The 13,236-nt window shown below is 71.8% G+C and carries 12 protein-coding genes; 4 read left to right on the plus strand and 8 right to left on the minus strand.

The genetic code is table 11. The features are described 5' to 3' along the window. The first annotated feature begins 41 nt into the window (after positions 1-41). Positions 42-3,350 carry a right-handed parallel beta-helix repeat-containing protein gene (locus tag FHX78_RS35730; RefSeq protein ID WP_145872343.1) on the plus strand — a complete coding sequence of 1,103 codons (3,309 nt, stop codon included), beginning with the start codon at positions 42-44 and terminating at the stop codon, positions 3,348-3,350. Between the two features lie 87 nt (positions 3,351-3,437). On the opposite strand, the gene FHX78_RS35735 is transcribed toward FHX78_RS35730, so the two are convergent. From FHX78_RS35735 to FHX78_RS35745, 3 genes are all read right to left on the minus strand, one after another. Further along, complete coding sequence (locus FHX78_RS35735) at positions 3,438-3,908, minus strand: ATP-binding protein (RefSeq protein WP_145872344.1); 471 nt, start codon at positions 3,906-3,908, stop codon at positions 3,438-3,440. Positions 3,909-4,115: 207 nt separating this feature from the next. Beyond that, positions 4,116-4,793: a hypothetical protein gene (locus tag FHX78_RS35740; protein WP_145872345.1), complete on the minus strand. Its 678-nt coding sequence runs from the start codon at positions 4,791-4,793 to the stop codon at positions 4,116-4,118. 192 nt (positions 4,794-4,985) lie between these two features. Beyond that, complete coding sequence (locus FHX78_RS35745; protein WP_145872346.1) at positions 4,986-5,528, minus strand: carboxymuconolactone decarboxylase family protein; 543 nt, start codon at positions 5,526-5,528, stop codon at positions 4,986-4,988. A 106-nt stretch (positions 5,529-5,634) separates the two neighbouring features. On the opposite strand from FHX78_RS35745, the gene FHX78_RS35750 reads away from it, so the two are divergent. Then, entirely contained in the window at positions 5,635-6,237 is a 603-nt protein-coding gene (locus tag FHX78_RS35750; RefSeq protein WP_145872347.1) for a MarR family winged helix-turn-helix transcriptional regulator, read from the plus strand. Between the two features lie 12 nt (positions 6,238-6,249). Here FHX78_RS35750 and FHX78_RS35755 read toward each other — a convergent pair whose 3' ends face one another. Continuing rightward, on the minus strand, positions 6,250-6,831 hold the full coding sequence (locus tag FHX78_RS35755; RefSeq protein WP_145872348.1) for a helix-turn-helix domain-containing protein: 582 nt from the start codon (positions 6,829-6,831) through the stop codon (positions 6,250-6,252). 245 nt (positions 6,832-7,076) lie between these two features. Between FHX78_RS35755 and FHX78_RS35760 the strand changes: the two genes are divergently transcribed. Next, positions 7,077-8,042, plus strand: coding sequence for a catalase (locus FHX78_RS35760; RefSeq protein ID WP_145872349.1), 966 nt, complete (start codon positions 7,077-7,079; stop codon positions 8,040-8,042). Positions 8,043-8,413: 371 nt separating this feature from the next. Here the strand turns inward: FHX78_RS35760 and FHX78_RS35765 are convergent, their stop codons facing one another. Then, positions 8,414-9,136 carry a glutamine amidotransferase gene (locus FHX78_RS35765; protein ID WP_145872350.1) on the minus strand — a complete coding sequence of 241 codons (723 nt, stop codon included), beginning with the start codon at positions 9,134-9,136 and terminating at the stop codon, positions 8,414-8,416. Next, positions 9,133-9,924: a YggS family pyridoxal phosphate-dependent enzyme gene (locus tag FHX78_RS35770; RefSeq protein WP_145872351.1), complete on the minus strand. Its 792-nt coding sequence runs from the start codon at positions 9,922-9,924 to the stop codon at positions 9,133-9,135. Before FHX78_RS35770 ends, FHX78_RS35765 begins: the two co-directional genes overlap by 4 nt. Before the next feature lie 43 nt (positions 9,925-9,967). Between FHX78_RS35770 and FHX78_RS35775 the strand changes: the two genes are divergently transcribed. Then, on the plus strand, positions 9,968-11,317 hold the full coding sequence (locus tag FHX78_RS35775; protein WP_145872352.1) for an aminotransferase class I/II-fold pyridoxal phosphate-dependent enzyme: 1,350 nt from the start codon (positions 9,968-9,970) through the stop codon (positions 11,315-11,317). 74 nt (positions 11,318-11,391) lie between these two features. On the opposite strand, the gene hemC is transcribed toward FHX78_RS35775, so the two are convergent. Continuing rightward, positions 11,392-12,396 carry a hydroxymethylbilane synthase gene (hemC, locus tag FHX78_RS35780; protein WP_145872353.1) on the minus strand — a complete coding sequence of 335 codons (1,005 nt, stop codon included), beginning with the start codon at positions 12,394-12,396 and terminating at the stop codon, positions 11,392-11,394. Between the two features lie 257 nt (positions 12,397-12,653). Continuing rightward, positions 12,654-13,166 (minus strand): flavin reductase family protein, encoded by a 513-nt coding sequence (locus FHX78_RS35790; protein ID WP_167532037.1) that lies wholly within the window; start codon positions 13,164-13,166, stop codon positions 12,654-12,656. Positions 13,167-13,236 lie beyond the last annotated feature (70 nt).

Genomic DNA, 13,236 nt, shown 5'->3' on the forward strand with positions numbered 1-13,236 from the left:
GGGCCGGTCCCGGCACCACCGGGAAATCAGGAGGGGCGAGCGTGTCACGGCAAGTTCTGACGGTGGGCCAGGGGGAGGCGGACGGGTTCCGGACCATCGGCGAGGCGCTGGCCGCTGCACGCACCGGTGCGGTCATCCAGGTCGGGCCGGGCCGCTACCCGGAGAACCTCACGGTACGGACCCGGGTCACGATCGTGGGCGCCGGCGACCCGGGCGGGGTGGAGATCTGCCCGCGGCGCGGCACGGCGCTCACGCTGGTGGCCGACGCCGTGATGCTCACCGACCTGGTGCTGCGCGGCGGCAGCGACGACGTGGCCGTCGTGGACGTACCGCGCGGGCAGGTGGCGATGGAGCACTGCTCGGTCATCGGTTCCGGCTGGACGGCGCTGCTGGCGCGCGAGAGCGGATCACTGGCGATGCGCGGCTGCCGGATCACGAACCGGGAGGGCGCCGGCGTCGTGGACACCTCCGGCGCGCCGAGCGTCATCGAGGACTGTGTGCTGGAGAACCTGGGCACCTCGGCCGTGGTACTCGGTGAGGGCGCCCGGTCCACCGTCCGCGGCTGCCGTATCCGCGACGCCCGGGGCAACGGCGTCCTGGCCAACGGTGAGGCACAGGGTGTCGTCGACGCGTGCGACATCGCCGGCACCGACAAGCCCGCCATCGCCCTGGAGGGAAGCAGCACCACGCACGTGACGGGCACCACGGTCCACGACTGCGCGGTCGGCGTCTATCTGACCAGTTCCTCGCGCCCCACCCTGGAGGACGTCGCGGTCTCCGGCACGTCGGGGCCGGGTTTCGCCCTGTCCGCCGGAGCCGATCCCCTGCTGCGCCGTTGCTCGTCCAGCCGGAGCAAGGGGCACGGGCTGATCGTGTCCGAGCGCTCGCGCGGCACGTTCGAGGACTGCGAGTTCACCGGTTCGGCCGGCCCCGCCATCACGGTCACGGACTCCAGTTCCCCGTCGTTCCTGCGCACCACCGTGAGCGACTGCGCCGATCCGGTGGCCGCGGTCCAGCTGGAGGAGAGCGCGACCGCCGAGTTCGACCGGCTCGAGGTGACGGACGCCGCCGGCAGCGGGGTTCTGGTGTCCTCCCACGCCAATCCCCTGATCCGCAGGGTGCGGGTGACCGGGGCGGGGCGCTGCGGCGTCGAGGCCCGCGAGGAGGGCCGGGGGCGGCTGGAGTTCTGCACCGTCGAACGCTCCGCCGCCGCCGGACTGCGCATCGCCGACGGCGCCCGCACCCAGCTCGACGACGGCGTGCTGCGCGACTGCGGGGAGGCCGGTGTCCTCGTGGGCCGCGAGGCGGTCGCCACGGTGCGCGACACCCAGGTCGAGGGCTGCGGCTCCTCCGGAGTCGTGGTCGAGGACGGCGGGGAGCTGTCCCTGACCCGCGTGGGGGTCGGCGGAGCCGGGGCGCACGGAGTGCTCCTGGCCGCGGGTTCCCGCGGCGAGGTGAGGTCGTGCGAGATCACGGGCAGCCTCGGCGACGGCATCCGCGTGGACACCACCGAGGCCGTGGCCGTCACCGCGTGCAAGGTGCGGGACAACCGGGGCGCGGGCCTGACCCAGTCACGGGCCGGGGACCGGCTGGAGGTGCTGGACCTCACCAGTACGGGCAACGCCATGCCGGACGCCTGGGGTGCGGAGGTCACCGCCGCGGCGCCGGGGACGGCCGCGGGGAAGAACTCCTCCGCCTCGGGCCCGCACGATCCTCTGGAGGAACTGGAAGGTCTCATCGGGCTGGACGGCGTCAAGAAGCAGGTGCGGACGCTGGTCAACCTCAACCAGCTCGCGCAGCGGCGTCAGCGGCTCGGCATGCCGGTGCCCTCCATGAGCCGCCACCTGGTGTTCGCGGGCCCGCCCGGCACCGGCAAGACCACCGTGGCCCGCCTGTACGGCTCGATCCTGGCCCAGCTCGGCGCGCTGCGGGACGGACACCTGGTCGAGGTGTCGCGGGCCGATCTGGTCGCCCAGGTCATCGGCGGTACGGCGATCAAGACCACGGAGGCGTTCATGAAGGCGCTCGGCGGTGTCCTGTTCATCGACGAGGCCTACACCCTCACCACGGGCGGCTCATCGAACGACTTCGGCCGGGAGGCCGTGGACACACTGCTGAAGCTGATGGAGGACCACCGCGAGGACGTGGTGGTGATCGCCGCCGGCTACTCCACCGAGATGGACTCCTTCCTCACGTCCAACCCCGGCCTGGCCTCGCGTTTCACCAGGACCATCGAGTTCGGCAACTACTCCGTCGAGGAGCTGGTGACGATCACGGAGAGCATGTGCCGCTCCCACCAGTACGAACTCGGCCCCGGTACCACCCAGGCCCTGGCGGCGCACTTCGAGGCGATGGAGAAGGGTGCCACCTTCGGCAACGGCCGTGCGGCACGGCGGGTGTTCGAGGAGATGGTGGACCGTCAGGCCGTCCGGCTGGCGACGATGGCCGAGCCCGCCGAGCGCGACCTGACGCTGCTGCTGCCCGACGACGTCGACGAGTCCGGGGCCGAGCAGCAGACCCAGGCCGAGGACCGGCAGACGATGCTGGCGCGGCTGGAGGCGATGGTGGGGCTGCACGCGGTCAAGCACGAGGTGACCGACCTGGTCAGCCTGCTCACGACGGCCAGGCAGCGGGAGGCCGCGGGGCTGCCCACCCCGCGGATCAACCAGCACCTGGTGTTCTCCGGGCCGCCCGGCACGGGCAAGACGACCGTGGCCCGTCTGTACGCGGGACTGCTGACCGCCCTGGGCGTGCTGCCCCGCGGCCAGCTCGTCGAGGTGGCGCGCGCCGACCTGGTGGGGCGCTACGTGGGTCATACCGCGCAGCTCACCAAGGAGGTGTTCCAGAGCGCGCTGGGCGGTGTGCTCTTCATCGACGAGGCGTACACGCTCACCCCCGAGGGGGCGGGGTCCGACTTCGGGCGCGAGGCGGTGGACACGTTGCTGAAGCTGATGGAGGACCACCGTGACGAGGTGGTCGTGATCGTCGCGGGTTACACCGACGAGATGCGCGGGTTCCTGAGTTCCAACCCGGGTCTGGCATCACGTTTCTCGCGGTTCGTGGAGTTCGAGAACTACTCCACCGACGAGCTGCTCACGATCATGGAACGGCATGCCGAGGACTCGGGATACACCTGCCCGCAGGCCACGGTGGAGGCGCTGCACACGTACATCGACGCCGTCCCCAGGGACCGTGCGTTCGGCAATGCCCGGCTGGCACGGCAGTTGCTGGAGACGATGATCACGCGCCAGGCCCGCAGGCTGACGGGGGTCGAGCAGCCGAGCGTGGACGACCTGCGGACGCTGCTGCCGCAGGACCTGCCCGTTCCCGGATCGAGGGTGAGCGGCTGACGGAGCACCGGGAGGGGCGCGGGGCGCGGTGGCGCGCGGGGGACACACCGGCCGCCGGCCCGGAACGCAGCGGGGCGCCGTTCTCCCTCACATGACGTCGGTGACGTCGGTGAGGGAGAGGCAGGCCCACACCACGTGCCGGCCGTTCTTCACGTAGTTGCCCCAGTTCTCGGACAGGGCGTCGGTCAGGCGCAGGCCCCTTCCCCCTTCGGCGAGGCCGTCGTCGTCGGAGGTCCAGCGCTCGCGGACGACGTCGAGGTCGAACCCGGGACCGCCGTCCCACACCTCGATCCTCAGCCGGTCCGGCTCGCCCCGCTCGCCCCGCACGAGGTGGACGTCCAGACAGACGGGGGCGTGCCCGTGCCGGACCCCGTTGGTGACGAGTTCGCTCGTCACCAGGGTGGCCTCGTCGATCAGACCGGGGGCACGCCACTCGCTGAGCCGCTCGGCGACGTGGGCTCGCGCGGCTCGTGCCACCTCGGCCGTCGGGGGGAGGCGGCGCGCTCCGGTCGCCTCGGGCGGCGGAGAGGTGCGAGTGATGGTCAGTGTCGTCTTCATGGAAGTGCCCTCGCGATTCGGCCCGATGGGGCGGCGGCCCAGCCGAATCAGCTGTCGGCCCGCCGGGCGGTACAACAGAAGGGAAAGACGCCACTGCGATCCGGTACGCGGCAGGCGTCGGTGCGGATCCGCGGGGACAGCTCGTACCTCGGGTGACTGCTCCGGTGCGTTACCCGCGCTTCCTCGGCCGGGTTCGCGGAGGGGCCGTCAGTGGGTGACCGCCAGGACCCAGCGGAGCTGCTGCGCGAGCGTCCTCCCGGCGGGGAGGGTGTGGTCGAGGACGGCGCCGCCGATGGTGAACGCCCAGAACTCGTTGATCCGGAGTTCCTCGATGCGTTGGGCACTGTCGACCGAGCCGACGTTGACCACCCGGAGCCCGTCGACCTGGGCGATGGCGTGGAGGAGTGCGTCGGGGTCGCCGGCGTAGCGGTAACCGTGCAGCGCCACGCCGTTGACGTCCGGCAGCGCGCCGACCTCGCGGGCCTGACGGACGATGCCGTCGACCGTGCCGTGGAGGCGTCCCGGCTCGGTGGTGAGGTCGCCGACCGCGGGGTAGTAGCCGATCCCGGTTCCCCGGAGGATCTCGCGGACCGTCGTGGTGTGCACACCGCCGATGAGGAGCGCGGCCCCCAGTTCGACCGCCAGGCCGGCGGCCTCGCGCTCAGCGCTCTCATGACCGCCGGCCACCTCGATGACAAGCTTTCTTCCGTCGCCCACGATCCGGCGTCCCAGGCGGCGGAGGGCACTCGGGGGATGACCGGTGTTCTTGAAGCCGACGTAGGGAAGTTCCTCCGCCGTGAACGTCCGGGCGACCTCGTCGTACACCTCGAAGGCTCCCGGAACCGTGGCCTCGTCGTCGGTGAGCATGAACTGGGTAATGATCACGTGCAGCCCGTTCTCTCTCGACGTCACACGCTGTGCGCCAGTGCAGTTGTGTGCGGCGCCACGCCAAAGATGGAACACATGCAACTGAATGCAGTGATACGAAAGCGGCGCCGTCAGGAGCGCGCCCCCGGGGATGCGGGACAGGTGCGGACGGGCGCACATCCCCGGGAGCGGCCGGACGGCGCGCCGGTACTACTTGGCGGGCAGGGCGACGACGGGGAAGTCGATGTCCGTGCGAGCTACGGAGTTGAAGTAGTTCGTGAAGACGTTCAGGGCGACGTTGGCGACGATCTCGCCGATCTCACCGTCGCCGTACCCGGCGGCACGCACCTCTTCGAGGTCCTGGTCGGAGACGAAGCCGCGGGTTTCGATGACGGCCTTGGCGAACGTCAGAGCGGCCTGCGTCTTGAGGTCGGACGCCTGACCCTGGCCCGCGGTCTTGAGGTCGTCGCCGTTCACGTCGGCGCGCTCACCGAGGACGTGGTGGGCGGCGTAGCAGTACTCGCAGGAGTTCTCCACCGCGGCGACGAGGGCGATCTGCTCGCGGACGGCGCCGGACAGGGCGCCCTTGGAGAGGGCACCGCTCTGGGAGAGGTAGGCGTCGAGGACGGCCGGCGACACGGCCATGGCGCGCATCATGTTCGGCGTCACACCGAGAGCGCGCTCGACCTTGTTCAGCAGCGACTTGGCCGTGGGCTCAGCGGTTGCCGGGTCGACGACAGAAAGGCGGGGCATGGGTGGTCCTTACCTAGCAGGGTCTTTGCGCCAACGTTGTTTGGCACTGCCAACATAGATTGGCAGTGCCTACTATGGCAAGTACGGATCCCTGTCGGAGAGTGTTATGACTGAGACTGACGTTCCGGGCACACCGCCCCACGAGCAGCTGATGGTGGGCATCACCCGCCTCGGGCAGGCGCTACGCATCAGCAGCTACCGCAACGCGGGCCCCTACCGCCTCTCCCCGCTGCAGGCGGACATCATCGTGCTGCTGGCCGGTGATCTCCGGCCCCGACGCCTCAATGACGTGGCGGCCTCGCTCGCGTCGACCCCTCCGACGATCAGCGACGCGGTGAAGACCCTCACCGCGAAGGCGCTCGTCGATCGGCGCCGCGACACCTCCGACGCGCGCGCCGTGTCCCTGACCCTCACGCGGGCCGGCGAGGCGGAGGCCGAGCGCCTGGCCCGGCTGCCGGCGGAGTTCGCCGAGGCCATGTCGTCCCTCGCGCCGGAAGATCTCGCGGCCATGCTCCGCGGCATGAGCGGCATGATCAGGTCACTGCAGGACCAGCGGGCCATCCCGGTCACCCGCATGTGCCTGACCTGCTCCCACTTCCGCCCCCAGGCCCATCCGGGCAGCGACAAACCGCACCACTGCGCGTTCGTCGACAACGCCTTCGGCGACGGTGAACTGCGCCTGGAGTGCCCCGATCACCTGAATCCCTGAACCGTGTCCGGGTCAGGGGAGGTGGGGGTGCGGAACCTGCGGGGCGTCCGGGACGGCGGGGTCGTCGGCGACGAGAAGGAGAAGGGCCGCCCGCCGGGCCCCGAGGGAGCGGACCTTGTGGGGTGTGGTGGCCTTGAAGTAGGCGCAGTCCCCCGGGTCGAGGGTGATGCTGTGCGAGGGGAGGATGAGTTCGACCTGTCCCTCGTGGACGAAGACGAACTCCTCGCCGGGATGGTCACGGAAGGGGACGTGGTCGGCGTCGAGCGGGGGGTAGAGCATGAAGGGGGTCATGCTCTTGGTGCCGGCCTGGAGCGCTATCCCCTCGTAACGGGTGCCGGGCTCCTCGTCGGAGGTGAGCGCCTGGCGCTCCCCCGCCCGGGTGACGGTGACCTCGGCGAGTTCCTCCGCATCGGCGAAGAGGTTGTCCAGCGGGACGTCCAGGGCTTTGGCGAGCGAGGCGCAGACGGCGATCGACGGGACACTGCGACCGCGCTCGACCTTGGACAGGTAGCTCTTGGTGACGCCGGAGCGCTCGGCCAGCGCCTCCAGCGTCATGAGCCGTTCCTTGCGCAGTTGTCGTACACGGTTGATCACTGAATGACTTCCCTTCACATGTCCCACGGTCGGGCACCGGCCGGCCGGGCCTCAGTATGTCGCGAGGCGCCCCGCCGGTCGGTGAAGCCCCGGCATCCCGTCACCAGGACCCGCCCTTGCGGGATGACACATTGTGTCTTATGGTGAACAACGTTTCCTGAAAGTGTATTTCAGGCCATCCTCATGAGGCGATATCAGGCCACACACCGGTGCGGCATCGCGGGGACCGGACGAGGGAGGCATGCATGACGCAGGGACCGCTCACCACGCGGGCCGGTGTCCCGGTGACCGACGACCAGCATCGCGAGCCCGCGGGCGGCGGCACCCTGGTGCTCGTTCACGACCAGCTCCGCGTGGAGCGATGGATGCCGGGGCGCGCGGTGCGCGTCCGTGGTGCCGGTGCCCGCGGCACCTTCAGGGTCACCGCCGACGTCACGCGGTACACCCGGGCCGGGTTCCTCTCGGAGACGGGCAAGGAGACCGAGGTCTTCCTGCGGTTCTCGGCGGCGTGCCGGCGGGGCCCCGCGGACACGGCCGGTGACCTGCCTGTCGTCACGGTGAGACTCTGCACCGAGGAGGGCGACCACGACCTCGTCGGCAACAACGACCCGTACACCTACCAGTGGGACAACGAGGCCGGCCAGGCCTTCTGGGTCAAGTACCACTTCCGCACCGGCCGGAGCACGCACAACCCGACGACCGACGGGGCGGGCGTCCTCGCGGACGAAGGCACCGGCTCGCGTCGGCGGGACCCGCGGGAGGCCACCGAGCGAGGCGGGCCCCTGCCGTGGACCGTGGGCGTGCAGATCATGCCCATGACCGACTGTGTGGGCCCCTTCGACCTGGCCAGGGCCTGGCCGCGAGCGGACTACCCGGTCATCGAGATCGGCGAGCTGGAGCTCGGCTGCCCTCCGGACACCGCCGCCGGGGCCGGGCGGCCCACCATCGGTCCGGCCCGCTCCGTGCCGTGCGCCGGCCCCGCCCCGGGCGGGACGCCGCGGGGCCGCCTCATCGCGTTCGGCGGCGTCCGCGGGGCGAGCGGGCAGGAGCCGGGCGGCTCCGGCGGCCCGGCCCGGGTGGTGCGTCCGCTGTGGCAGGCCCTGACGCCGGAGACCGGCGAGACGGCCGCGCCCGTCCGCGACGGGGGCCGGGGCCTCGTGCGGGCGGACGGCTCGTGCCGGCCGGTGCCGCGTGACGGAAGGAGCGCCTGAGCGTCCCCCGGGGACGGCGCGGGAAAACCCCGGAGCGCACGGGCGACGACGTCGCCGCCGGCCCCGGAGCGGTCCGGCCTGTCACGGCCTCGAAGTGACCGCCGCTTCGGCCCTCCGCGCGGCATTGACGCCATGATGGGTGAGCCGGAAGCGGGACCCGGCTGCGCGCTCTCCATCGGACCGGCGCGGATCGAGGGGCCTGCCGTCGGCCCCGTACTCCCTGACCCACTGGCGCCGGCGCATGACATCCGTCGTCACGCTCCGGGCAGTGGAGGGAAGCTGGTGCCGGGAATCCTTGAGCGCGGCAAGCAGCAGCCGGCACTGGTACGCGGTGGGCGTGGCGTCCCGGGAGGTCTTGGTACCCATGGCGGTCATGCCTCGGCCGGCTCCGCGGCGGGCAGCGCGCGGTGGAGCCAGTCGGTGAGTACGGCACGTGCGCGGGTGGTGAGCCTGCCACCGTGACGGCGGGCGTCGGTACGGACGCGGTCGAGGTCGACGCCGTGGGCGGTGAGTTCGTGGGTGTGCCCCAGGAGCCAGCGTTCGATCTGCGTGTGGTCTGCCTCCAGATGGAACTGCAGGCCGAGAACGGTGTCGCCGACAGCGAACGCCTGGTTCGGGAAGCCGGGGGTCTCGGCCAGCCGCGTGGCACCGTCCGGTATGGCGAACTGGTCGCCGTGCCAGTGCAGTACCGGCGTGTCACCGAGCCCGGCGAGAACGGAGGCGTCGCCTTCGGGAGTCAGAGTCAGAGGCGCGTAGCCGATCTCGAACCGGCCGGTGGGGACCACGTCCGCGCCGAGGGCGTACGCGATGAGCTGGGCCCCGAGGCAGATGCCGAGCGTGGGAAGCCCGCGGCCGGTCCACGCCGCGACGGCGGCGGCCTCGTCGGCGAGGTAGGGGTAGCGTCCGATGTCCCCGACACCGACGGGACCGCCGAGGACGACCAGCAGGTCGGCGTCGCCGAAGGCCCCGTCCCCGATGGGGTCGACACCGGCGTCGAGGTACCGGACGCGGTAGCCCTGCTCCGTCAGCAGCGGGCCGAGTATGCCGAGGTCCTCGAAGGCGACATGACGGATGACAACGGCGGTACGGGTCACGGGGCACTCCGCTCGCCGGTCGTGACGCCGGGCCAGAAGTGACGGTCCGGCAAGGACCGGGCACCGAAGAGCGCCTGACCGACACGGACCACGGTGGCGCCCTCCTCGACGGCGGTCCCGTAGTCGCCGGACATGCCCATCGACAGCCCGCCGGGGCCGACGAGGCCGAGTTCCCGGCCCTGGTCGCGCAAGCCGCGCAGCATGCGGAAGCACGAGCGGACCCGCTCGGTGTCGGAGGTGAAGACGGCCAGGGTCATCAGGCCCTGGACACGCAGCGCCCCGTACTGCGGCAGCTTCTTGAGGAAGCCGATCAGCTCGTCCGGTGGCAGGCCGTACTTGGAGTCCTCCGCCGAGGTGTTCACCTGGACGTAGACGTCCAGGCCCCGGCCCGCGGCCTGCAGCCGCCGGTCCAGGGCCTCGGCGGCACGCAGGCTGTCCAGCGCCTGGAACTCACCGGCGAAAGCAGCCACGTCCCTGGCCTTGTTCGTCTGGAGATGACCGATCACCGACCAGGTCAGCGGCAGCTCGGAGAGGTTTCGCCACTCGCGCTTCGCCTCCTGGACCTTGTTCTCCCCGAGCGTGCGACATCCGGCCGCGACGGCCAGGCGAATGCGCTCCTCGGGCACGGTCTTGCTGACGGGCAGGAGCCGCACCTCCGCGCCGGTACGGCCGACACGCTCGGCGGCGGCAGCGATGCAGGCACGGACCTCGTCAAGATGGCGAACGAAGTCCGCGACGCTCTCCGCCTCGGGATACGGAGCGGAGCACCCCGCCGATTCCTTTGGCATAGGACAAAAGTTAGCATGACTCATGTCAGTCGAGGAGGACGGTATGGACATCACGGGACGCACGGCGGGAGAGATCGCGGCGAGCATCCGCGCCCTCAGCGACGCCGGGAAGCTCACTCCGGGCGCCGTCCTGCCTCCCGTGCGCCGGCTCGCCGGGGAACTGGGCGTCAACCGGAACACCGTCATGGCGGCCTACCGGCAACTGATCCAGGCCGGTGTGGCAGTTGGCCGGGGACGCGCCGGCACCGTCGTCGCGGAGGCCGCCGGCGCAGTCGACCAGGAGGGCCGTGCGGCCGGCGGCCCCCTGCGCGACGTGGGCCATGGCAACCCTGATCCCGCCTGGCTGCCGGACCTCCACGCGGTGCGCCCCATGCCGGCGGACCCGGTGCTGTACGGAGAGCCGACGGTCGATCCCGCCTTGTCACGGTGGGCTCTGCCGTGGCTCACAGCGGATCAGCCCCGCACCGCGCGTCTGACGGTCACGGGAGGCGCCGTCGACGCGGTGGAGAGACTGCTGAACCAAACCCTCGCGCACGGGGACGCCGTGGCACTGGAGGATCCCTGCTTCCTGTCGAGCATCAACACCGTGCGCCTCGCCGGATACCGCCCCCTCCCCGTGCCCGTCGACGCGGAGGGAATGACCGTCGACGGACTGCGGTCCGCGCTCGATCAGGGCGCGCGCGCCGTGGTGTGCACCCCCCGCGCGCACAATCCCACCGGGGTGAGCCTCTCGGCCGCCCGCGCCAAGGAACTGCGCGCGGTCCTGGCCGGGCACCGGTACGTCCTGGTCATCGAGGACGACCATTTCTCCCTGCTCTCCGACGCGCCGTACCGCAGCGTCGTCCCGGCCGACCACGCGCGATGGGCACTGGTGCGGTCCGTGTCCAAGTTCCTCGGACCGGATCTGCGGATCGCCCTGGTCGCGAGCGACCTCCGTACGGCGCAGCGCCTGGCGGCCCGGATCGGTCCGGGCCGGACGTGGACCAGCCACCTGCTGCAGCGTCTGGCCGCGGTGCTGCTCACCGACCCGGCCGCCCTGGCGCTGATCGACGGGGCTCGTACCCACTACGCCGAGCGCAACGCCCGGTTCGCGCAGCTGCTGCGGGCGCGCGGTGTAGGCGCCCGAGCCGGTGACGGACTCAACCTGTGGGTGCCGGTGGGCGTGGACGCCCGGGCGGTGTCCGAGCGGCTGCTGCGGCGAGGATGGCTCGCCCGGACCGGCGACAGCTTCGTCCTGCACCCGCAAGCGGCCTCGGCGCATCTGCGGTTGACGGTGCATCAGCTGGGGGACGACCAGGCGGTACTGCTCGCCGACGACCTGGCCGAGGCCGTCGGCGAGGTCTCGCTGTACGTCGGTTACCGGCCCGCGGTACGCACACCGTTCACCGGTTGACGGCACTCACGCGTCCGGCTGCGGGCGGAGGATCCGCACGCGTCGCGGGAACGCCGGCGGTCGAGCACGTCCCGTCAAGGGCGGCCGTGATACCGCTCCCCCATCAGACCGGCCGCGCCCTGCGCGAGCATCTCGGTGGCGAGTTCGCGACCGAGTGCCATCGCCGCCTCGTGCGTCTCGGGCACGGGACCGGTGGTGGACAGCTGCACCAGCGTCGAGCCGTCGGTCGTGCCGACGACGCCGCGCAGGCGCATTTCCTTGACAGTCTGCCTGTCGGCCTGGGGGACCCCCCGCTCGAACGGTGCCGAGAGCGGGGGGAGGTCGGCCAGCGCGCCCACAGGGGCGGAGCAGCCGGCCTCCAGGGCGGCGAGCAGGGACCGCTCGGCCGTCACGGCGACCCGGGTGAGGGGGTCGTCGAGCTCGGCGAGCGCGGCGATGAGATCCGCGTCGTCCGCGGCGCACTCGATCGCCAGTGCCCCCTGGCCGGGGGCGGGCAGAACCGTGTCGACCGACAGGAAGTCGGTCACCTCGTCACCGCGTCCGATCCGGTTCAGTCCGGCGGCCGCCAGCACCACCGCGTCCAGTTCGCCCTTCATGACGTACCCGATGCGGGTGTCGACGTTGCCCCGGATCGGGACCGTCTCGATGTCCAGGCCGTGGCCGCGCGCGTACGCGTTCAGCTGCGCCATGCGGCGCGGCGAACCCGTACCGATGCGCGCGCCGCGCGGCAGGTCGGCCAGCTTCAGCGCGTCCCTCGCCACGATCACGTCCCGCGGGTCCTCGCGGACCGGGACCGCGGCCAGGACCAGCCCGTCGGGCTGCGCCGTCGGCAGGTCCTTCAGCGAGTGCACCGCGAAGTCCACCTCGCCCCGCGCCAGCGCCTCGCGCAGCGCGGCGACGAACACGCCCGTGCCGCCGATCTGCGCGAGGTGCTCGCGCGAGACGTCACCGTACGTGGTGATCTCGACGAGCTCGACGGGCCGTCCGGTCACCTGGCTCACGGCATCCGCCACCTGCCCGGACTGGGCCATGGCGAGCTTGCTGCGCCTGGTCCCCAGCCTCAGTGCCTTCTCAGTCATGCCGGCCCCCGGTTCCGTGCGTTCATCCCGGCCCACGCCTTCACGCCGGTCCGCACTGGTGGCAGCGCACTGTTCGGGTGAAGCGACGCGGGGCGCCCAGCAGGGGTCCCTGCCTGCCGCCGGCCGTGACGTGCGCGTGTTCGCCGCAGACGGCGGCACCACAGCCGAGGCAGATACCGACGGCCGTCGTGGCCATGTCCCGCGGACGGCAATCCAGACACTGCATCAGTACTCCTCGGGCGGGGACGACGGCGACCTCACCGGTCGGTGCGGGCGGGTGGGAGTGGCGTAGGTGCGGCATAGCTGCCGTCGTGGCGTATCAGCGCGGGGGCTTCCTCCCGGATCCCCCCGGCGTCGACCTCACCGATGACCAGGACGTGGTCACCGGCGGGGTACCGGGCGACGATGCGTGCGCTGAGCCAGGCCGGCACGGCCGACAGGATCGGCAGTCCGTCGTGCTCCAGCAGGCGGGCCGTCCCGGCGAACCGGTCGGTACCGCTGCGCGCGAACCGGTCCGCGAGCCCCGCGTCGTCCGAGCCCAGCAAGTGGACGGCGAAGCGGTCGGCCCGCTCCACGGCGGGTGCGACGGAGGCCCGGGCCGCCACGCAGAAGGAGATCAGCGCGGGGTCCAGCGAAACGGAGCAGAAGGACGTCGCGGTGAAGCCCGCGGGCCCGGGGACGGTGATGACGGTGACTCCGGCCGCGTGGCGCCGCAGAGTACGGCGCAGGAGGGCCGCTTTGGTGGGGTGCGTGCCTTCCCGGGACGACATGACGGTCCGGTACATGCTGTTCCTCCGCTCGCCTCGCATCCTGGCGTGCCCGTGGACGAAGCCCTCTGGG

It is taken from the genome of Streptomyces capillispiralis (genome assembly GCF_007829875.1).
GTDB classification, from domain to species: Bacteria; Actinomycetota; Actinomycetes; order Streptomycetales; family Streptomycetaceae; genus Streptomyces; species Streptomyces capillispiralis.